This is a genomic window from Pseudomonas sp. HMSC066A08, from assembly GCF_001813025.1.
Lineage (GTDB): Bacteria > Pseudomonadota > Gammaproteobacteria > Pseudomonadales > Pseudomonadaceae > Pseudomonas > Pseudomonas aeruginosa.
Genome location: NZ_KV811323.1, coordinates 231,208 through 252,193, shown reverse-complemented (window position 1 = coordinate 252,193; position 20,986 = coordinate 231,208). Strand labels below are relative to the sequence as shown.

Genomic DNA, 20,986 nt, shown 5'->3' with positions numbered 1-20,986 from the left:
GGGCCTCAGTCGCTGTCGCGAACCATGTCGACATGGGGCAGGCCGGCGTCGAGGAACTCGCCGCTGTCGACCTTGAAGCCCAGTCGCTCGTAGAAGGGTATGGCATAGACCTGCGCGGTCAGCAGTTGGCGCTTCAGGCCGCGTCGCTCGGCTTCCTCGATGGCTGCGCGCATCAGCGCGTCGCCGACCTTCAGGCCGCGCCAGTCCTTGAGTACCGAGACCCTGCCGATGTGCCCGTCGCCCAGCAGGCGCGCGGTGCCGATCGCGTATTCGCCTTCATAGGCGAGAAAATGCACGGCTTCGTCGTCTTCGGCGTCCCACTCCAGTTCCGGCGGAACCGACTGTTCGGCAATGAAGACCGCTTCGCGGATGCGGCGCAGCTCGGCATTGTCCTTCTGCCAGTCGGCTACGCGTACGCGGATCTTATTCATCTGCAAACTCCAAACTGCCCTGTTTGACCAACTCCGCCAGCAGCTTACGCGCATCGTCATCGGCCAGCCATTGGCCGAGGTTTTCCAGATGCAACGCATCGGCCGAGCAGACCAGCTTCAGCAGTTCCTTGAGCTGGCCGGGCAGGAGTACGCTCTGGCCGCTGGCGAACAGTACCAGACCGATGTCGATCTCGCTCCAGGCCAGGCGGGCGCTGGGGTTGCGCACCAGCAGCGCGCCGTCCTCGAGGGCGCCGAACAGCTCCTCTTCGGGGATTTCCTCGCCGACAACCAGTTCGGGATAGCGTGGCTCGGTCATGAACTGGCCGAACCAGGTCAGCAGCAGGCGCTTGTCGCTCATGTGCTCCTGGATCAGGCCCTGCAGGCGCTCCAGGGCGTCGCGCTGGATCTGGTGCGGATCGTCGCCTACCGGTTGCAGGCCGGCATCGGTGTAGCGCTCCTCGTCGGAGAGGAACTGGCCGAGGAAGTCGGTGAAATGGGTCAGCACTTCGGCGGCGCTGGGCGCGCGGAAGCCGATCGAGTAGGTCATGCACTCGTCTTCGGCGATGCCGTAGTGGGCGAGGCGCGGTGGTAGGTAGAGCATGTCGCCGGGCTCCAGGACCCACTCGTCGCTCTGTTCGAAGTCGGCGAGGATGCGCAGGTCGGCGTGCTCGCGCAGCGGGCTGTCGCTGCTGCACATCTGTCCGACTTTCCAGCGCCGGCGTCCGTGGCCCTGAAGCAGGAATACGTCGTAGTTGTCGAAGTGCGGACCGACGCCGCCGCCGGGAGCGGCGTAGCTGATCATCACGTCGTCGATCCGCCAGCTGGGCAGGAAGCGGAATTGCTCCAGCAGTTGGGCGACTTCTGGGACGAACTGGTCGACCGCCTGCACCAGCAGGGTCCAGTCCTGTTCCGGCAGGTGCTGGTAGTCCTCCTCCTGGAAGGGGCCACGGCGCATTTCCCACGGGGTTTTCCCGTGCTCGAGGACGATGCGCGACTCCACCGATTCCTCCAGCGACAGCCCGGCCAGTTCGTCGGCGGACAGGGGGCTTTCGAAGTCCGGGATCGCCTGGCGGACCAGCAGCGGTTTGCGCTGCCAGTAGTCGCGGAGGAATTCGGCAGCGGTCAGTCCGCCCAGAAGTTGCAGGGGAGTATCAGCATTCATGGTTAAGTCCTTGAAACAAAAACGCCCGGCGCAGCCGGGCGTGCAAAAGGGTTGCGTGCTCAGATGCGCTTGGCCTGGGCGGCGGCATTGCCGACGTAGCCGGCCGGGGTCAGCTTCTTCAGCTCGACCTTGGCCTCGGCGGGAATCGCCAGCTCTTCGATGAAAGTCTGCAAGGCATCGGCGCTGATGCCTTTGCCGCGGGTCAGTTCCTTCAGCTTCTCGTAGGGGTTTTCCACGCCATAGCGACGCATCACGGTCTGCACCGGCTCGGCGAGGACTTCCCAGCAGGCGTCCAGGTCCTCGGCGATGCGCTGGGCGTTCAGCTCGAGCTTGCCGATGCCCTTCAGGCTGGCCTCGTAGGCGATGACGCTATGGGCGATGCCGACACCGAGGTTGCGCAGTACGGTGGAGTCGGTCAGGTCGCGCTGCCAGCGCGAGATCGGCAGCTTGCTGGCCAGGTGCTGGAACAGCGCGTTGGCGATGCCGAGGTTGCCCTCGGAGTTCTCGAAGTCGATCGGGTTGACCTTGTGCGGCATGGTCGAGGAGCCGATCTCGCCGGCCACGGTCTTCTGCTTGAAATAGCCGAGGGAGATGTAGCCCCAGACGTCGCGGTCGAAGTCGATGAGGATGGTGTTGAAGCGGGCGATCGCATCGAACAGCTCGGCGATGTAGTCGTGCGGCTCGATCTGGGTGGTATAGGGGTTGAAGGTCAGGCCGAGGTCGCCTTCGATGAACTGGCGGGCGTTGGCTTCCCAGTCGACTTCGGGATAGGCGGACAGGTGGGCGTTGTAGTTACCCACGGCGCCGTTGATCTTGCCCAGCAACTCAATGCCGGCGACCTGCTTGATCTGCCGCTCCAGGCGGTAGACGACGTTGGCCAGTTCCTTGCCCAGGGTGGTCGGCGAGGCGGGCTGACCGTGGGTGCGGGAGAGCATCGGCACGTCGGCGAATTTCACCGCCAGTTCGCGGATGGCCTCGGCGATCTGGCGCATCAGCGGCAGCAGCACGCTGTCGCGACCCTCGCGGAGCATCAGGGCGTGGGACAGGTTGTTGATGTCCTCGGAGGTGCAGGCGAAGTGGATGAACTCGCTGACCGCGGCCAGCTCCGGGAGCTTGGCGGCCTGTTCCTTGAGCAGGTATTCCACGGCTTTCACGTCGTGGTTGGTGGTGCGCTCGATTTCCTTGATGCGTTCGGCGTGTTCCAGCTGGAAGTCGCTGGCCAGGTTGTCGAGCAGGGCGTTGGCTTCGGCGGAGAACGGCGCGACCTCGGGAATCCCGGCGTGGGCGGCGAGGCGCTGCAGCCAGCGGACTTCCACCATGACGCGGAAACGGATCAGGCCGTATTCGCTGAAGATCGGACGCAGGCTGCTGGTTTTGCCGGCATAGCGGCCATCGACGGGGGATACCGCGGTGAGCGAGGAAAGCTGCATGAGACGTTCTCGTGGCTGGAAGTCAACGAAAAAGGGGCGCATATCATACATGAAAGGTGCGCCCCGGTGGGGCATTCAGCGGGGCCTTTCGGCGGGGCGGTTGCCCAGCAGGGGGATCAGGCTGGCGGCGAAGATCAGGGCGGCGCCGAACAGCGACGTGTGGCTGGGCAGTTCGTCCCAGCGCAGCCAGGCGATCACCCCGGCGAAAACGATGGCCATGTAGGCGATCGGTCCGATCACTCCCGGGGAGGCCAGGGCATAGGCCTGCGACATGGTCAGTTGGCCGAGGCTGGCGAACAGTCCGGCGCCGAGCAGCAGGAGCAGTTCCTGGCCGTTCAGCGGCTGCCAGGCCCAGGCCAGCGGCACGGCGGAGAACAGGGTGCCGAACAGGGCGAAGTAGAACACGATGCGATAGGCCGGCTCGCTGTCGCTCATTTCGCGGATCGAGACGAAGGCACAGGCGGCCATCAGGCTGGAAGCGATGCCGACCAGGGCGATCGGCGCCACTACCGCGCCGCTGGGCCTGGCCACCAGCAGCACGCCGAGGAAGCCGACCAGGGTGGCGACCATCATGCGGCGGGTCAGCGCCTCCTTGATCCACAGGTGTGCGATCAGCGGCGTGAACACCGGCGCGGCATAGCTGAACAGCATGGCGTCGGTCAGCGGCAGGTGGGCGAGGGCGTAGAAGTAGCAATACATGCCGCCCAGGCCGTAGGTGGTGCGCAGCAGGTGCGATAGCGGGCGGCGGGTGCGTAGCGGGCCGATGCCGCGAGTCAGCGCCAGGGGCAGGAAGAACAGCACGCCGACGAGGTTGCGGAAGAGCACCACGGTTTCGTTGTTGACGGTGCTGGAGGCCTCGCGGATCAGGCCGCCCATCAGGGCGAAGAACAGCGCCGAAAGAGCCAGCATGGCGGCGCCCTGGGTCGGGCTGTTGCGCCGTTGCGGCTGGCTCCCGGCCATGGCCATGGCTAGCCGCGCAGCAGGGGATAGAGTTCGTTGAGCAGCCGGCGCCGGCTGAACACCATCTGCCAGCGGCTGCCGCCCAGTTGCCGCCAGAGCCGCGCCGAGCGGATGCCGGCGAGCAGCAGGGCGCGGATCCGCGCGGCGTTGCTGCTGACCTGCAGGTGGCGCATGTCGCCGTGTACCTGGATACGCTGGCGGAAGGTGCTGAGGGTGTCCTGGTAGATACTGGCGAACGAGGCGATGACGTTCTCGTGGACCAGGCCGAAGTGTTGGACCTGCTGTTCGACCTGGTCGAGGCGCTGGCCGATCAGGTCGAGCATGTCGCCGCGCTTGTCCAGTTGCCGTTCCAGGGTCAGCATCGCCAGGGCGTAGCGCAGCGGTTCGCGCTGCAGGCTGCCGGGCTTGCGCTCCAGGGCGCTGGCCAGGGACTTGAAGCCGTCGCGCAGGTTGAGGCTGTCGCCACCGTAGACGTCCAGGGTGCTGGCCGGGTTGCGCGCCAGCAGGCTGCCGAGCATGCAGCCCAACGGGGCTTCGCTGATCTGTCCGGTGCGTGCCAGCTTGTCGACCAGGGCTGCGGATTCGAAGACGGCGCCGAGGGCAATCAGTTGCTGTCGCGGATCGCTCACGGGCGTCCTCCGAAATCCCAGGCTTCCGCCGTTTCGATCACGCCGCCGCCGAGGCAGACGTCGCCGTCGTAGAACACCACCGATTGCCCCGGGGTCACTGCGCGCTGCGGTTCGTCGAACACCGCGCGGTAGCCTTCGGCGGTTTTCTCCAGGACGCAGTCCTGGTCGCTCTGCCGGTAGCGCACCTTGGCCCGCAGGCGGCGCGGCCGCTCCAGTTCGACCGGGTTGACCCAGTAGATCCGCGAGGCCAGCAGCGCGCGGGAGAACAGCAGCGGGTGGTCGTTGCCCTGGCCGACCAGCAGCACGTTGCGTTGCAGGTCCTTGCCGAGTACGTACCAGGGATCGTCGCCGGCTTCCTTGAGACCGCCGATGCCGAGGCCCTGGCGCTGGCCGATGGTGTGGTACATCAGGCCGCTGTGGCGACCGATGACCTTGCCTTCGGTGGTCTCGATGTCGCCCGGCTGGGCCGGCAGGTACTGCTTGAGGAAATCGGTGAAGCGTCGCTCGCCAATGAAGCAGATGCCCGTGGAGTCCTTCTTCTTCGCCGTGGCGAGGCCGTGCTTCTCGGCGATGGCGCGGACTTCCGGCTTCTCCAGTTCGCCGACGGGGAACAGGCTGCGGGCGATCTGCTCGCCGCCCACCGCGTGCAGGAAGTAGCTCTGGTCCTTGTTCGGGTCCAGGCCCTTGAGCAGTTCGGTGCGCCCGTCGCGGTCGCGGCGCCGCACATAGTGGCCGGTGGCGATCAGGTCCGCGCCAAGCATCAGCGCGTAGTCGAGGAACGCCTTGAACTTGATTTCGCGGTTGCAGAGGATGTCCGGGTTCGGCGTACGGCCGGCCTTGTACTCGGCAAGGAAATGCTCGAACACATTATCCCAGTATTCCGCGGCGAAGTTCGCCGTGTGCAGCTTGATGCCGATCCGGTCGCAGACGGCCTGGGCGTCGGCCAGGTCCTCGCGGGCGGTACAGTATTCGGTGCCGTCGTCCTCGTCCCAGTTCTTCATGAACAGGCCTTCGACCTGATAGCCCTGCTGCAACAGGAGCAGGGCGGAGACGGACGAGTCGACGCCGCCGGACATGCCGACGATCACGCGCTCGCGGCGTGGGGTGGGGGCGGATTCAGACATAGCGATCAGGCGTCACGGGCGAATTCGTAAAACGCGGATTCTATCAGGCCTGGGGCAGGGAGGGCGACACGTGGGTGTCGCGGATCAGCGCCAGGGGATAGCGGCCGCCGGCCAGGTAGTCGTCGATGCAGCGCAGCACCAGGTGGCTGCGCCAGCGCTGCGGCTGGGCGGCCAGTTCGTCGCGGGTCAGCCAGCGCGGGCCGATGATGCCGTCGTCGAGGACGCGTTCGGAATGGTGGCGCACGGGGCGGGCGGCGAAGCATACGCGCTGGTAGGTGACGCCGTTGGACGGGGCGGTGTACAGGTAGATGCCGGTGACGGCGCTCAGCTCGACCTCCCAGCCGGTTTCCTCGAGGGTTTCGCGCAGGGCGGCCTCGAGCAGGCTTTCGGCGGGCTCCAGGTGCCCGGCGGGCTGGTTCAGCACCTCGCGGCCGTCGGCCTGTTCCTCGACCAGCAGGAAGCGGCCCTGGTCCTCGACGATGGTCGCTACGGTGACATGGGGATGCCAGCTCATGGATGTCTCCTCGGTACGGAAAAGGCCTCGATAAAAAGAAACCCCGAGCGTAGGCCCGGGGTTTCTGCTTCGTCAGCGTGACGCCATCAGGCCAGGCTGTCGATCGCCGCGTTGAAGGTGGCGCTGGGGCGCATCACCTTGCTGGTCAGCTCCGGGTTGGAGCGATAGTAGCCGCCGATCTCGGCCGGCTTGCCCTGGACCGCATTGAGTTCGGCGACGATGGTCGCTTCCTGCTCGGTCAGGACCTTGGCCAGCGGCGCGAAGTGCGCTTTCAGCTCGGCGTCTTCGTCCTGGGCGGCCAGGGCCTGGGCCCAGTACATCGCCAGGTAGAAGTGGCTGCCGCGGTTGTCGATGTCGCCGACCTTGCGCGACGGCGACTTGTTGTTGTCCAGCAGCTTGCCGGTGGCTTCGTCCAGCGCCTTGCCGAGCAGCTTGGCCTTGGCGTTACCGGTCTTGATCCCGGTTTCCTCCAGGGACACGGCCAGGGCCAGGAACTCGCCCAGGGAGTCCCAGCGCAGGTAGTTCTCTTCCACCAGTTGCTGGACGTGCTTGGGTGCCGAGCCGCCGGCGCCGGTTTCGTACATGCCGCCGCCCGCCATCAGCGGAACGATGGAGAGCATCTTGGCCGAGGTGCCCAGTTCCATGATCGGGAACAGGTCGGTCAGGTAGTCGCGCAGGACGTTGCCGGTCACCGAGATGGTGTCCTTGCCGCGGATCAGGCGTTCCATGCTGACGCGAATGGCCTCGTTGTAGCCCATGATGCTGATGTCGAGACCGGTCAGATCGTGGTCCTTGAGGTACAGCTCGACCTTCTTGCGCAGTTCGCGGTCGTGGGCGCGCTCCGGGTCCAGCCAGAAGATCGCCGGGGTATCGGACTGGCGGGCGCGGGTGACGGCCAGCTTGACCCAGTCGCGGATCGGTGCGTCCTTGGTCTGGCAGGCGCGCCAGATGTCGCCGGTCTCCACTTCGTGCTGCATCAGCACGCTGCCGTCGGCCAGGACCACGCGCATGGTGCCGTCGGCGGTCATTTCGAAGGTCTTGTCGTGGGAGCCGTATTCCTCGGCCTTCTGCGCCATCAGGCCGACGTTCGGCACGCTGCCCATGGTGGTCGGGTCGAAGGCGCCGTTGGTCTTGCAGAAGTTGATCATCTCCTGGTAGATGCGGGCGTAGGTGCTTTCCGGCATTACCGCCTTGGTGTCTTTCTGCTTGCCGTCCTTGCCCCACATCTGGCCGGAGTTGCGGATCATCGCCGGCATCGAGGCGTCGACGATGACATCGCTCGGAATGTGCAGGTTGGTGATGCCCTTCACGGAGTCGACCATCGCCATTTCCGGGCGGTGGCTGTACACCTCGTGGATGTCGTGGAGGATCTCTTCCTGCTGGGAGGCGGGCAGCGACTTGATCTTGTCGTAGACGCTGGAGATGCCGTTGTTCGGGTTCACGCCTAGCTCTTCGAAGAGTTGGCCCCACTTGTCGAAGACGTCCTTGTAGTAGACGCTCACCGCATGCCCGAAGACGATCGGGTGGGAAATCTTCATCATGGTCGCCTTGACGTGCAGGGACCACATGACGCCGGTTTCCTTGCAGTCCTGCAGGGTCTTCTCGAAGAAGTCGCGCAGCTTGCCGCAGCTCATGAACATGCTGTCGAGCACTTCGCCTTCCTGCAGGCTCAGTTGCTTCTTGACCTCGACCTTGCCGTCCTTGCCGACGAACTCGATGCGCACGTCACCGGCCTTGGCCATGGTGATGGACTGTTCGCTGGAGAAGAAGTCGCCGCCGCGCATGTAGTCGGCGTGGGAGCGCGAAGCCATGCTCCACTTGCCCATGGAGTGCGGGTGCTTGCGGGCGTAGGCCTTCACCGCGGCAGGCGCGCGGCGGTCGGAATTGCCTTCGCGCAGGACCGGGTTCACGGCGCTGCCGAGGATCTTCGCGTAGCGTGCGCGAACCTCTCTCTCTTCGTCGGTCTGCGGGTCTTCCGGGAAGTCGGGAACCTTGTAGCCCAGGCCCTGCAACTCGGCGATCGCGCCTTTCAGCTGGGGCACCGAGGCGCTGATGTTGGGCAGCTTGATGATATTGGCGTCGGGCGAGGTGGCCAGGACCGCCAGGCGGGCGAGGTCGTCTTCGATACGCTGGTCGGCTTCGAGGCGGTCGGCGAAGTTGGCCAGGATGCGTCCTGCAAGAGAGATGTCGCTGGTCTCGACGTCGATGCCGGCGGAAGCGGCAAAGGCCTTGACGATGGGGAGGAGCGAGTAGGTGGCGAGCGCGGGTGCTTCGTCGGTGAAGGTGTAGGTGATCTTCGAGCGGATGGACATCTACGGTAACTCTCTTTTTTGCTGGGCGCGCACAGAGTCTCGATACGCGTTGGTGGACGCGATGCCTTCGCTCAACATCGGGTTGAATCGAAATCGAGATATGCCGCGGGATATAGGGGCGCCAGTAGAGCGTTGTACGGCGGGTTCATGGTGGCGAACCCGCCGCTGCGAGGGGAGAGGGTCTGGTCCCAGACTGCTCGGACCTCGATGACTGCGAAGTCATGGCGCGCAGTATACCACCCTCTCGCCGAGCTGATGCGCCCGCCTGTTTAGACTAAGGAAGATGTGGTTTCCGGGCGGACAACTGGGCTACCCTAGAAGGCTGCAACAGGGTTTTAACCACAACACGGAGTTCAGCATGGGATACCAAAAGATCCAGGTGCCGGCGACCGGTGACAAAATCACTGTGAATGCCGACATGTCCTTGAGCGTACCGAAGAACCCGATCATCCCGTTCATCGAGGGTGATGGCATCGGCGTCGATATCAGCCCGGTCATGATCAAGGTTGTCGACGCTGCAGTGGAAAAAGCATACAAGGGCGAGCGCAAGATCGCCTGGATGGAAGTCTACGCCGGCGAGAAGGCCACCCAGGTGTATGACCAGGACACCTGGCTGCCCCAGGAAACCCTGGACGCCGTGCGTGACTACGTGGTTTCCATCAAGGGCCCGCTGACCACCCCGGTCGGTGGCGGCATCCGTTCCCTGAACGTGGCCCTGCGCCAGCAACTCGATCTCTACGTCTGCCAGCGCCCGGTACGCTGGTTCGAAGGCGTGCCCAGCCCGGTCAAGAAGCCCGGTGACGTGGACATGGTGATCTTCCGCGAGAACTCCGAGGACATCTATGCCGGCGTCGAGTGGAAGGCCGGTTCGCCGGAAGCGGAGAAGGTCATCAAGTTCCTCACCGAGGAAATGGGCGTCAAGAAGATCCGCTTCACCGAGAACTGCGGCATCGGCATCAAGCCGGTTTCCCAGGAAGGCACCAAGCGCCTGGTGCGCAAGGCCCTGCAATACGCCGTCGACAACGACCGCAGTTCGGTGACCCTGGTGCACAAGGGCAACATCATGAAGTTCACCGAGGGTGCCTTCAAGGATTGGGGCTACGAAGTCGCGCGCGATGAATTCGGCGCCGAGCTGCTGGACGGCGGTCCGTGGATGCAGTTCAAGAATCCGAAGACCGGCAAGAACGTCGTGGTCAAGGACGTGATCGCCGACGCCATGTTGCAGCAGATCCTGCTGCGCCCCGCCGAGTACGACGTGATCGCCACCCTGAACCTGAACGGCGACTATCTCTCCGATGCCCTGGCGGCCGAGGTCGGAGGCATCGGCATCGCGCCCGGCGCCAACCTGTCCGATTCGGTGGCCATGTTCGAGGCGACCCACGGCACCGCGCCGAAGTACGCCGGCCAGGACAAGGTCAACCCGGGTTCGCTGATTCTCTCCGCGGAGATGATGCTGCGCCACATGGGTTGGACCGAGGCGGCCGACCTGATCATCAAGGGCACCAACGGGGCGATCGCCGCCAAGACCGTGACCTACGACTTCGAACGCCTGATGGACGGCGCGACCCTGCTGTCCTGCTCGGAGTTCGGCGACGCGATGATCGCCAAGATGTAGGAAGGGCTAGCGCCCGAACGAGAAAAAGGCCGGTTCGCACCGGCCTTTTTCATTTCCGCATCCGCGCTGGGGTCAGGCTTCGATGGGCATCGCCTGAGGCTCCTCCTGCGGGGCGGGGGCGGAGGAGGGGGCGGAGGAGGGGGCGGCGGTTGTCGCGGTGGCGGGGCTGATGTTGATGGCATGCAGTCCCTTCGGTCCCTGGATGATCTCGAAATTGACCGGCTGGCCCGCCTTGAGTGTCTTGTAACCGTCCATCTGAATGGCCGAGTAATGGGCGAACAGGTCCTCATCTCGGCCCTCGGCCAGGATGAACCCGTAGCCCTTGGCGTTGTTGAACCACTTGACCTTACCGCTGAGCATGCTCATATCCCTCTGCAAAGGACTCCAACGCTGGAGTATCATCCACTACGATCCCGCGTCCGACCTGGGTCGAGACGGGTGCGGAACCCCTGATACCCTGTAGGGGTATTCCATTGTTTGTAACACCCTTTTGCAGTTAGTCAAGGCGCTGAACCATACGCCTGAGAAACGGATCAACATCATGTCGGTCCATAACTTTCCAGAAAGGCAAAGCTTTTTTTCCTCATGCATGCACCTAGCCAGATTCGACTAACATTCAATCAGGACCATCCCGAGCCTCATGAACACGAGGACGAAGGGGCGGGGCTCGCGGTACAGGAGTCGAAGCCTGTATTACAGCCGCCACCGTTGTATAAGGTGGTACTGTTCAACGACGATTACACGCCGATGGACTTTGTTGTTGAAGTGCTGGAAGTGTTCTTCAACATGGACCGGGAAAAAGCCACCAAGATCATGTTGACGGTACATACTCAGGGTAAGGCGGTCTGCGGCTTGTTTACCCGGGACGTGGCCGAAACCAAGGCGATGCAGGTCAATCAGTATGCGCGGGAGAGCCAGCATCCATTGCTCTGCGAGATAGAGAAAGACAGTTGATCGGATGTTTGGGAGCGAGGTGAAGCCATGTTGAATCGAGAGCTCGAAGTCACCCTCAATCTCGCCTTCAAGGAGGCGAGGGCCAAACGCCATGAATTCATGACGGTTGAGCACCTGCTGCTGGCCTTGCTGGACAATGAGGCGGCGGCAACGGTATTGCGTGCGTGCGGTGCCAACCTGGACAAGCTGCGGCGCGACCTGCAGGAATTCATCGATTCCACCACGCCGCTGATCCCGCAGCACGACGACGAGCGCGAAACCCAGCCGACGCTGGGCTTCCAGCGCGTCCTGCAGCGTGCGGTGTTCCACGTGCAGAGTTCCGGCAAGCGCGAAGTGACCGGGGCCAATGTCCTGGTGGCGATTTTCAGCGAACAGGAAAGCCAGGCGGTGTTCCTGCTCAAGCAGCAGAGCATCGCGCGTATCGATGTGGTGAACTACATCGCCCATGGTATCTCCAAGGTGCCCGGGCATGCCGAACATCCGCAGGATGGGGAGCAGGATATGCAGGATGAGGAAGGTGGCGAGTCGGCCACGTCCAACCATCCGCTGGACGCCTATGCCAGCAACCTCAACGAATTGGCTCGCCAGGGGCGGATCGACCCGCTGGTGGGGCGCGAGCATGAAGTCGAGCGGGTGGCGCAGATCCTTGCCCGCCGGCGCAAGAACAACCCGCTGCTGGTAGGCGAGGCGGGGGTCGGCAAGACGGCCATCGCCGAGGGCCTGGCCAAACGCATCGTCGATGGCCAGGTGCCGGACCTGCTGGCCGACAGCGTGGTCTACTCCCTCGACCTGGGTGCCTTGCTCGCGGGTACCAAGTACCGCGGCGACTTCGAGAAGCGCTTCAAGGCCTTGCTCAACGAGTTGCGCAAGCGCCCGCACGCGGTGCTGTTCATCGACGAGATCCATACCATCATCGGCGCCGGTGCGGCATCCGGCGGGGTAATGGACGCCTCCAACCTGCTCAAGCCGGTTCTGTCCTCGGGCGAGATCCGCTGCATCGGCTCGACCACCTTCCAGGAGTTCCGCGGCATCTTCGAGAAGGACCGGGCCTTGGCGCGGCGCTTCCAGAAGGTCGACGTGACCGAGCCGTCGGTGGAAGACACCTATGGCATCCTCAAGGGCCTCAAGGGGCGCTTCGAGCAGCATCACCACATCGAGTACAGCGACGAGGCGCTGCGCGCCGCGGCCGAGCTGGCGGCGCGCTACATCAACGACCGGCACATGCCGGACAAGGCCATCGACGTCATCGACGAGGCGGGCGCCTACCAGCGCCTGCAGCCGGAAGAGAAGCGCGTGAAGCGCATCGAGGTGGCGCAGGTCGAGGATATCGTGGCGAAGATTGCGCGGATCCCGCCGAAACACGTCACCACCTCCGACAAGGAGTTGCTGCGCAACCTCGAACGCGACCTCAAGCTGACCGTGTTCGGCCAGGACGACGCCATCGAGTCGCTGTCCACGGCGATCAAGCTGTCCCGGGCCGGGCTCAAGGCGCCGGACAAGCCGGTCGGCTCGTTCCTCTTCGCCGGTCCCACCGGCGTGGGCAAGACCGAGGTGGCGCGGCAGTTGGCGAAGGCCTTGGGCGTGGAGCTGGTGCGCTTCGACATGTCCGAGTACATGGAGCGGCATACCGTGTCGCGGCTGATCGGTGCGCCTCCGGGCTACGTCGGCTTCGACCAGGGCGGCCTGCTCACCGAGGCGATCACCAAGACCCCGCACTGCGTATTGCTGCTCGACGAGATCGAGAAGGCCCACCCGGAGGTCTTCAACCTGCTGCTGCAGGTGATGGACCATGGCACCTTGACCGATAACAACGGGCGCAAGGCGGACTTCCGCAACATCATCCTGATCATGACCACCAACGCCGGCGCGGAAGTGGCGGCGCGCGCGTCGATCGGCTTCAACCAGCAGGATCACACCACCGATGCGATGGAGGTGATCAAGAAGAGCTTCACCCCGGAGTTCCGCAACCGCCTGGATACCATCATCCAGTTCGGCCGCCTGAGCACCGAGACGATCAAGAGCGTGGTCGACAAGTTCCTCACCGAGCTGCAGGCGCAGCTGGAGGACAAGCGCGTCCAGCTCGAGGTCAGCGATGCGGCGCGCGGCTGGCTGGCGGAGAAGGGCTACGACGTGCAGATGGGGGCGCGACCGATGGCGCGGCTTATCCAGGACAAGATCAAGCGGCCGTTGGCCGAGGAGATCCTGTTCGGCGAACTGGCCGAGCATGGCGGCCTGGTACATGTCGACCTGAAGGGCGACGAGCTGGCCTTCGAGTTCGAGATTACGGCGGCGGAGCCCGCCTGATCCGAGCGCGGCAACGAAAACGCCCGGCAGATGCCGGGCGTTTTCTTTTGCAATCGGCGAGCCGCAGCGGCTCGTGTCGACTCAGCGGGCGCGGTAGGTGATGCGGCCCTTGCTCAGGTCGTAGGGCGTCAGTTCCACGCGGACCTTGTCGCCGGTGAGGATGCGGATGTAGTTCTTGCGCATTTTGCCGGAGATGTGCGCGGTGACGACGTGCCCATTTTCCAACTCCACACGGAACATGGTGTTGGGCAGGGTGTCGACGACAGTACCTTCCATTTCGAAGCTGTCTTCTTTCGACATGCAGTAGAGCCCTCGGTATCTATGGGTGGCCCTTTCAATGAGAGGTGGGCCGTGAAAAGCGGCGTGCATTGTGCCAGAAAATCGACAATAGCGCCACACGGCTATCAGGTGAGGGCGACCCAGCGCTGGTTGACGAACAGTTCGATGGGGCGGTACTGGGTCTTGTAGTTCATCTTGCGGCAATTCTTGATCCAGTAGCCCAGGTAGACGGCCTGCAGGCCCAGGCGTTCGGTCTCGGCGATTTGCCAGAGGATCGCGTAGCGTCCCAGGCTGCGCTGCTCTTCGTCGGGATCGTAGAACGTATAGACGGCCGAGAGTCCGTTCGGCAGCACGTCCGTCACGGCTATGGCCAGCAGGCGGCCATGCAGGCGGAACTCGAAGAAGCAGCAGAAGGGCAGGTCGCGGACCAGGAAGGTGGCGAACTGGTCGCGGCTGGGCGGATACATGTCGCCGTCGGCGTGGCGTTGCTCGATGTAGCGCCGATAGAGGTCGTAGTACTCCTCGTTGAAGCTCGGTCGCTTGCGGATCACCTGCAGTTCCGCATTGCGCTTGAGGATGCGCCGCTGCTGGCGGTTCGGGCTGAAGCCGGCGACCGGTATGCGTGCGGCGATGCAGGCGGTGCAATGCTGGCAGTGCGGACGATAGAGATGGTCGCCGCTGCGGCGGAAGCCGACCTCCGACAGCGAGGCGTACAACTGCGTGTCCATGGGCTGGCTGGGATCGAGGAACAGGGTGGTTGCCTGTTCCTCGGGCAGGTAGCTGCACGGATGCGGTTGCGTCGCGTAGAACTTCAGTCGGGCGAGTTCGGTCATGGTGAACTCCAGCAGGGACCCATAAGCAAGTTTATGCCAGGCACGGAAACTCGCCTAAAAATCCAGGTCGCCGATAGGAGGCTGGTCGCGATAGCGTTGCAGGTAGTCGGCGAATTCCCCCCGGCTGATGGCGCGGGCGCCCAGGCTGTGCAGGTGGCGGGTCGGCATCTGGCAGTCGATGAGGACGAAGCCGGCGTCGCGCAGATGGCGGACCAGCGTGACGAAGCCGACCTTGGAAGCGTTGTCGGCGCGGCTGAACATCGACTCGCCGAAGAACAGCCTGCCCATGGCCAGGCCGTAGAGGCCGCCGACCAGTTGTCGCTCCTGCCAGACTTCCACGGAGTGGGCAATTCCGCGCAGGTGCAGCTCTTGGTAGGCCAGTTGCATCGGCGTGGTGATCCAGGTGCCGTCGGCGTAGTCGCGCGGCGCGGCACAAGCCTGGATCACCGCCCGGAAGTCACGGTTGAAAGTGACTTCGAAGCGTTGCTGGCGCAGGCACTTGGCCAGACTGCGGGAAACGTGCAGTTCGTCGGGGAACAGGACGGTGCGCGGGTCGGGCGACCACCAGAGGATCGGCTGGCCATCCTGGTACCAGGGGAAGCAGCCGTGGCGATAGGCTGCGACCAGGCGTTGCGGATTGAGGTCGCCGCCGGCCGCGAGCAGCCCGTTGGGCTCCTGCAGGGCCTTGTCGAGGGGCGGAAAGTCGAAGTCGGTGCGGGAAAGCCAGGTCAGCATGGCGGGGTAGGGGAGGGCGGGCCTCCCCCGGGTCCGATCAATGGTCGTCGAGGTATTTTTCGGCATCCAGCGCGGCCATGCAGCCGGCGCCGGCGGAAGTGATGGCCTGGCGGTAGACGTGGTCGGCCACGTCGCCGGCGGCGAACACGCCTTCGATGCTGGTTTGGGTGGCGTTGCCTTCGCTGCCGCCGTGGATCCGCAGGTAGCCGTCGCGCATTTCCAGTTGGCCCTGGAACAGGTCGGTGTTCGGCTTGTGGCCGATGGCGATGAACACGCCGGCCAGCGACAGTTCGCTGGTGCTGCCGTCGATGGTGCTCTTCAGGCGTACGCCGGTGACGCCGCTGGCGTCGCCCAGCACCTCGTCCAGGGTGGTGTTCCAGTGCAGGCGCACGTTGCCGTTCTCGGCCTTGTCGAACAGCTTGTCCTGGAGGATCTTCTCCGAGCGCAGCTTGTCGCGACGGTGGATCAGGTGGACTTCCTTGGCGATGTTGGCCAGGTACAGCGCTTCCTCGACGGCGGTATTGCCGCCGCCGACCACGCAGACCACCTGGTTGCGGTAGAAGAAGCCGTCGCAGGTGGCGCAGGCGGAAACGCCCTTGCCCATGAAGGCTTCTTCCGACGACATGCCCAGGTATTGCGCGGAGGCACCGGTGGCAATGATCAAAGCATCGCAGGTATAAGTGCCACTATCGCCCTTCAGTGTGAAGGGGCGCTGTTGCAACTCGGCGGTATGGATGTGGTCGTAGACGATCTCGGTGTCGAAACGCTCGGCGTGCTGCTGCATGCGGGTCATCAGCGCCGGGCCGGTAAGGCCTTCGACGTCGCCCGGCCAGTTGTCGACTTCGGTGGTGGTGGTCAGCTGGCCGCCTGGCTGGATGCCGGTGATCACTACTGGCTTGAGATTGGCGCGTGCGGCGTACACGGCGGCGGTATAGCCGGCCGGACCGGAGCCCAGGATGATGAGGCGCGAATGCTTGACTTCACTCATAAAAAGACTCCATAAGCCTTTGTCACATAAGAAAATGCGTGCTCCAATGGAGCCGCCTGAAGAGTTCTGCCGGCTATGCTACACCTATCCGCAAAAGGCCGGCAAAACCCCCGGAGCCGGGATCAGCCACGCACGGATTGCCGCTGATTTCGGGTGTGATTTTTCAGAGTTTCTCTAAAGCCGTACAATAGGCGCGTTTTGACCAAGACAGCTTCTAAAGCACCAGCCGTGCGCAGGAAAAATAGCGATTTGAAGGATTCGACCACCGCGAGCCATGCCGCCGCATGGCGTCAGCAACTGCATTCCCGCCTGAAGGAAGGGGTCCTGATCGCGCTGGGCGCGCTCTGCCTCTACTTGTGGATGGCTCTGCTCACCTATGACCCGGCCGATCCGAGCTGGAGTCACTCGAGCCAGGTTGACCAGGTGCAGAATGCCGCCGGTCGGCTCGGTGCGGTATCCGCCGATATCCTGTTCATGACGCTCGGCTACTTCGCCTACCTCTTTCCGCTGTTGCTGGGCATCAAGACCTGGCAGGTATTCCGGCGCCGCAACCTGCCGTGGGAATGGAACACCTGGCTGTTTTCCTGGCGCCTGGTCGGGCTGATCTTCCTGATCCTGGCTGGCTCGGCACTGGCCTACATCCATTTCCACGCCAGCGGCCACATGCCGGCCAGCGCCTCGGCCGGCGGCGCCATCGGCCAGAGCCTGGGCCGCGTCGCGGTGGATGCGCTGAACGTGCAAGGCAGCACGCTGGTGTTCTTCGCCCTGTTCCTCTTCGGCTTGACGGTGTTCGCCGACCTCTCCTGGTTCAAGGTGATGGATGTCACCGGCAAGATCACCCTGGACTTCTTCGAACTGATCCAGAACGCCTTCAATCGCTGGATGGGCGCGCGCGCCGAGCGCAAGCAACTGGTCGCGCAACTGCGCGAGGTCGACGAGCGTGTCGCCGAGGTGGTGGCGCCGAGCGTGCCGGACCGCCGCGAACAGTCCAAGGCCAAGGAGCGCCTGCTGGAACGCGAAGAGGCCCTGGCCAAGCACATGAGCGAGCGGGAGAAGCGCCCGCCGCCGAAGATCGATCCACCACCGCCGCCGAAGGCCCCGGAGCCGAGCAAGCGCGTGCTGAAAGAGAAGCAGGCGCCGCTGTTCGTCGATACGGCGGTGGAGGGCACCCTGCCGCCGCTGTCGCTGCTCGACCCGGCGGAAGTGAAGCAGAAGAGCTACTCGCCCGAGTCGCTGGAGGCGATGTCGCGCCTGCTGGAGATCAAGCTGAAGGAGTTCGGCGTCGAGGTCAGCGTGGATTCGGTGCATCCGGGCCCCGTGATCACCCGTTTCGAGATCCAGCCCGCGGCGGGGGTCAAGGTCAGCCGTATTTCCAACCTGGCCAAGGACCTGGCGCGCTCGCTGGCGGTGATCAGCGTGCGGGTGGTGGAAGTGATTCCCGGCAAGACCACCGTCGGCATCGAGATTCCCAATGAAGATCGGCAGATGGTGCGCTTTTCCGAAGTACTGTCGTCGCCGGAGTACGACGAGCACAAGTCCACCGTGCCGTTGGCCCTGGGCCACGACATCGGCGGTCGGCCGATCATCACCGACCTGGCGAAGATGCCGCACCTGCTGGTGGCCGGTACCACCGGCTCCGGTAAGTCGGTGGGGGTCAACGCCATGCTCCTGTCGATCCTGTTCAAGTCCACGCCGAGCGAGGCGCGACTGATCATGATCGACCCGAAGATGCTCGAACTGTCGATCTACGAAGGGATCCCGCACCTGCTCTGCCCGGTAGTCACCGACATGAAGGAAGCCGCCAACGCCCTGCGCTGGAGCGTGGCGGAGATGGAGCGGCGCTACCGCCTGATGGCGGCCATGGGCGTGCGCAACCTGGCTGGCTTCAACCGCAAGGTGAAGGACGCCGAGGAGGCCGGCACGCCGTTGACCGACCCGCTGTTCCGTCGCGAAAGCCCGGACGACGAGCCGCCGCAACTGAGCACCCTGCCGACCATCGTGGTGGTGGTCGACGAATTCGCCGACATGATGATGATCGTCGGCAAGAAGGTCGAGGAGCTTATCGCCCGTATCGCGCAGAAGGCGCGGGCGGCCGGTATCCACTTGATCCTGGCGACCCAGCGGCCGTCGGTGGACGTGATCACCGGCCTGATCAAGGCCAACATCCCGACCCGGATCGCCTTCCAGGTCTCCAGCAAGATCGACTCGCGCACCATCCTCGACCAGGGTGGCGCCGAGCAACTGCTCGGTCACGGCGACATGCTCTACCTGCCGCCGGGCACAGGCCTGCCGATTCGCGTGCACGGCGCCTTCGTTTCCGACGACGAGGTGCACCGGGTGGTCGAGGCCTGGAAGCTGCGCGGCGCGCCCGACTACATCGAGGAGATCCTCGCTGGCGTCGACGAAGGCGGCGGCGGTGGCGGTTCCTTCGATGGCGGCGATGGTTCCGGCGAAGGCAGCGAGGACGACCCGCTCTACGACGAGGCGGTACGCTTCGTCACCGAGAGTCGCCGGGCATCGATCTCCGCCGTGCAACGCAAGCTGAAGATCGGCTACAACCGCGCCGCGCGGATGATCGAGGCGATGGAGATGGCCGGCGTGGTCACCCCGATGAATACCAACGGCTCCCGCGAAGTCATCGCGCCGGCGCCGGTTCGTGATTGAACCCGACAGGTTTTAGAGGATTCCGATGCGACTGATCCGCACGTTGTTCGTTGCCGCCCTGGCCATGGGCGCTTCGCTGGCCCATGCCGACGACAGCGCCGCCGTCCAGCGCCTGACCGGCCTGCTGAACAAGGCCCAGACCCTGACCGCGCGTTTTTCCCAGCTGACCCTGGACGGTAGCGGCACGCGCCTGCAGGAAACCGCCGGCCAACTAAGCCTGAAGCGGCCGGGACTGTTCCGCTGGCATACCGATGCGCCGAACGAGCAATTGCTCATTTCCAACGGCGAGAAGGTCTGGCTGTACGATCCGGACCTGGAGCAGGTGACCATCCAGAAGCTCGACCAGCGCCTGACCCAGACGCCGGCGCTGCTGCTCTCCGGCGACATCTCGAAGATCAGCGAAAGCTTCGCCATCACCTACAAGGAAGGCGGCAACGTAGTCGACTTCGTGCTCAAGCCGAAGACCAAGGACACCCTCTTCGACACCTTGCGCCTGTCGTTCCGCAGCGGCAAGGTGAACGACATGCAGATGATCGATGGCGTCGGCCAGCGCACCAACATCCTGTTCTTCGACGTGAAGATGAACGAGGCGCTGGATGCCAAGCAATTCACCTTCGACGTTCCGCCGGGCGTCGACGTGATCCAGGAGTAAGCGCAAGCCGTGGATCTGTTCCGCAGCGAGCCCGTCGCGCAGCCTCTGGCGGCACGGCTGAGGCCCGCAAACCTGGACGAGTACGTGGGGCAGGAACACCTGCTGGCCCGCGGCAAGCCCTTGCGCGAGGCGCTGGAGCAGGGTGCGCTGCACTCGATGATCTTCTGGGGCCCGCCGGGAGTCGGCAAGACCACCCTGGCGCGGCTGCTGGCGCAGGTGTCGGACGCCCATTTCGAGACCATTTCCGCGGTGCTGTCCGGGGTCAAGGAGATCCGCCAGGCGGTCGAGGTGGCCAAGCAGCACGCGGCGCAATACGGACGCCGGACCATCCTGTTCGTCGATGAGGTGCACCGCTTCAACAAGAGCCAGCAGGATGCCTTCCTGCCCTATGTGGAAGACGGCACGCTGATCTTCATTGGCGCGACCACCGAGAACCCGTCCTTCGAGTTGAACAATGCGCTGCTCTCGCGGGCTCGCGTGTATGTCCTCAAGAGCCTCGACGAAACCGCCCTGCGCAAGCTGGTGGGTCGCGCGCTGAACGAGGACAAGGGCCTCGGCAAGCGCAAGCTGAGCCTGCCGGAGGAGAGCTTCCAGGTTCTCCTGGCCGCCGCCGACGGCGATGGGCGGCGCCTGCTGAACCTGCTGGAGAACGCTGCCGACCTCGCCGAGGACGGCAGCGAGATCAGTCCCGAACTGCTACAGAATCTGCTCGGCGATACCCGCCGGCGTTTCGACAAGGGCGGCGAGGCGTTCTACGACCAGATCAGCGCGCTGCACAAGTCGGTGCGTGGCTCCAATCCCGACGCGGCACTCTATTGGTTCGCGCGCATGCTCGACGGCGGCTGCGATCCCCTGTACATCGCCCGGCGGGTGGTGCGCATGGCCAGCGAGGAGGTCGGCAATGCCGATCCTCGCGCCCTCGGCCTGTGCCTCTCGGCCTGGGACGTGCAGGAGCGCCTGGGCAGCCCCGAAGGCGAGCTGGCGGTGGCCCAGGCCATTGTCTACCTGGCCTGTGCGCCGAAGAGCAATGCGGTGTACAGCGCGTTCAACGCGGCGATGCGCGACGTCGCCGAAAGCGGCTCGCGGGAAGTGCCATTGCACTTGCGCAATGCGCCGACCAAATTGATGAAGAGCCTCGGCTATGGCGAGGAATACCGCTACGCCCACGACGAGCCGGATGCCTATGCCGCCGGAGAGGATTATTTCCCCGAGGATCTGGAGCCGCGGCGTTACTATCAACCGGTGCCGAGGGGCCTGGAACTGAAGATCCGCGACAAGCTGGAACACCTGGCCGAGCTGGATCGCACCAGCCCCCGCCAACGCAGAAAATCCTGAGCGGTATGGGCTCGTCGGAGCTAGCCAGGCTTCCGTGACGGCGTCGATGACGTCGCCGGGGCCGG

At 64.3% G+C, this 20,986-nt stretch carries 19 protein-coding genes; 6 read left to right on the top strand and 13 right to left on the bottom strand.

Going from position 1 to position 20,986, the window contains the following annotated elements:
- Positions 1-5: 5 nt before the first annotated feature.
- From HMPREF2886_RS20810 to HMPREF2886_RS20775, 8 genes are all read right to left on the bottom strand, one after another.
- Entirely contained in the window at positions 6-431 is a 426-nt protein-coding gene (locus tag HMPREF2886_RS20810) for a GNAT family N-acetyltransferase (RefSeq protein WP_003090444.1), read from the bottom strand.
- Positions 424-1,593: a ribosomal protein uL16 3-hydroxylase gene (locus HMPREF2886_RS20805; RefSeq protein ID WP_070748251.1), complete on the bottom strand. Its 1,170-nt coding sequence runs from the start codon at positions 1,591-1,593 to the stop codon at positions 424-426. The genes HMPREF2886_RS20810 and HMPREF2886_RS20805 overlap by 8 nt, the downstream gene beginning before the upstream one ends.
- Before the next feature lie 59 nt (positions 1,594-1,652).
- Positions 1,653-3,023, bottom strand: coding sequence for an adenylosuccinate lyase (gene purB, locus HMPREF2886_RS20800; RefSeq protein WP_033973298.1), 1,371 nt, complete (start codon positions 3,021-3,023; stop codon positions 1,653-1,655).
- Between the two features lie 75 nt (positions 3,024-3,098).
- Positions 3,099-3,989 (bottom strand): DMT family transporter, encoded by an 891-nt coding sequence (locus tag HMPREF2886_RS20795; RefSeq protein ID WP_070748249.1) that lies wholly within the window; start codon positions 3,987-3,989, stop codon positions 3,099-3,101.
- Between the two features lie 2 nt (positions 3,990-3,991).
- Positions 3,992-4,612: a high frequency lysogenization protein HflD gene (hflD, locus tag HMPREF2886_RS20790; protein ID WP_070748247.1), complete on the bottom strand. Its 621-nt coding sequence runs from the start codon at positions 4,610-4,612 to the stop codon at positions 3,992-3,994.
- Positions 4,609-5,736: a tRNA 2-thiouridine(34) synthase MnmA gene (gene mnmA, locus HMPREF2886_RS20785; RefSeq protein WP_003131114.1), complete on the bottom strand. Its 1,128-nt coding sequence runs from the start codon at positions 5,734-5,736 to the stop codon at positions 4,609-4,611. The genes hflD and mnmA overlap by 4 nt, the downstream gene beginning before the upstream one ends.
- Positions 5,737-5,779: 43 nt before the next feature.
- Entirely contained in the window at positions 5,780-6,250 is a 471-nt protein-coding gene (locus HMPREF2886_RS20780; RefSeq protein WP_058017684.1) for an NUDIX hydrolase, read from the bottom strand.
- 86 nt (positions 6,251-6,336) lie between these two features.
- A complete protein-coding gene (locus HMPREF2886_RS20775) occupies positions 6,337-8,562 on the bottom strand; it encodes an NADP-dependent isocitrate dehydrogenase (RefSeq protein ID WP_042163486.1) in 2,226 nt (741 codons plus the stop codon).
- A gap of 358 nt (positions 8,563-8,920) precedes the next feature.
- On the opposite strand from HMPREF2886_RS20775, the gene icd reads away from it, so the two are divergent.
- Positions 8,921-10,177, top strand: a complete 1,257-nt coding sequence (gene icd / locus HMPREF2886_RS20770) for an NADP-dependent isocitrate dehydrogenase (protein ID WP_003090436.1) — start codon at positions 8,921-8,923, stop codon at positions 10,175-10,177.
- Positions 10,178-10,249: 72 nt separating this feature from the next.
- Here the strand turns inward: icd and cspD are convergent, their stop codons facing one another.
- The gene (gene cspD / locus HMPREF2886_RS20765; protein ID WP_070748288.1) at positions 10,250-10,537 is read right to left on the bottom strand and encodes a cold shock domain-containing protein CspD; all 288 of its coding nucleotides are present in this window, start codon (positions 10,535-10,537) and stop codon (positions 10,250-10,252) included.
- A gap of 225 nt (positions 10,538-10,762) precedes the next feature.
- Between cspD and clpS the strand changes: the two genes are divergently transcribed.
- The gene (gene clpS / locus HMPREF2886_RS20760) at positions 10,763-11,131 is read left to right on the top strand and encodes an ATP-dependent Clp protease adapter ClpS (RefSeq protein WP_003097649.1); all 369 of its coding nucleotides are present in this window, start codon (positions 10,763-10,765) and stop codon (positions 11,129-11,131) included.
- Between the two features lie 27 nt (positions 11,132-11,158).
- Complete coding sequence (gene clpA / locus HMPREF2886_RS20755; protein WP_003090432.1) at positions 11,159-13,435, top strand: ATP-dependent Clp protease ATP-binding subunit ClpA; 2,277 nt, start codon at positions 11,159-11,161, stop codon at positions 13,433-13,435.
- Positions 13,436-13,516: 81 nt separating this feature from the next.
- Here clpA and infA read toward each other — a convergent pair whose 3' ends face one another.
- The 4 genes from infA to trxB all read right to left on the bottom strand — a co-directional run bounded on the left by infA (position 13,517) and on the right by trxB (position 16,270).
- Complete coding sequence (gene infA / locus HMPREF2886_RS20750; protein ID WP_002553999.1) at positions 13,517-13,735, bottom strand: translation initiation factor IF-1; 219 nt, start codon at positions 13,733-13,735, stop codon at positions 13,517-13,519.
- 104 nt (positions 13,736-13,839) lie between these two features.
- The gene (locus tag HMPREF2886_RS20745) at positions 13,840-14,547 is read right to left on the bottom strand and encodes an arginyltransferase (RefSeq protein WP_003097644.1); all 708 of its coding nucleotides are present in this window, start codon (positions 14,545-14,547) and stop codon (positions 13,840-13,842) included.
- Between the two features lie 54 nt (positions 14,548-14,601).
- Positions 14,602-15,282, bottom strand: coding sequence for a leucyl/phenylalanyl-tRNA--protein transferase (aat, locus tag HMPREF2886_RS20740; protein WP_039027486.1), 681 nt, complete (start codon positions 15,280-15,282; stop codon positions 14,602-14,604).
- Between the two features lie 37 nt (positions 15,283-15,319).
- Positions 15,320-16,270 (bottom strand): thioredoxin-disulfide reductase, encoded by a 951-nt coding sequence (gene trxB / locus HMPREF2886_RS20735; RefSeq protein ID WP_003090421.1) that lies wholly within the window; start codon positions 16,268-16,270, stop codon positions 15,320-15,322.
- 228 nt (positions 16,271-16,498) lie between these two features.
- Between trxB and ftsK the strand changes: the two genes are divergently transcribed.
- Genes ftsK through HMPREF2886_RS20720 form a run of 3 tightly spaced genes read left to right on the top strand, consistent with a single transcriptional unit; the run spans position 16,499 to position 20,921 of the window.
- Positions 16,499-18,934: a DNA translocase FtsK gene (gene ftsK / locus HMPREF2886_RS20730; protein ID WP_083318586.1), complete on the top strand. Its 2,436-nt coding sequence runs from the start codon at positions 16,499-16,501 to the stop codon at positions 18,932-18,934.
- A 25-nt stretch (positions 18,935-18,959) separates the two neighbouring features.
- Entirely contained in the window at positions 18,960-19,586 is a 627-nt protein-coding gene (gene lolA, locus HMPREF2886_RS20725) for an outer membrane lipoprotein periplasmic chaperone LolA (protein WP_003090414.1), read from the top strand.
- A 9-nt stretch (positions 19,587-19,595) separates the two neighbouring features.
- On the top strand, positions 19,596-20,921 hold the full coding sequence (locus HMPREF2886_RS20720; protein ID WP_033973472.1) for a replication-associated recombination protein A: 1,326 nt from the start codon (positions 19,596-19,598) through the stop codon (positions 20,919-20,921).
- Positions 20,922-20,986: the final 65 nt, after the last annotated feature.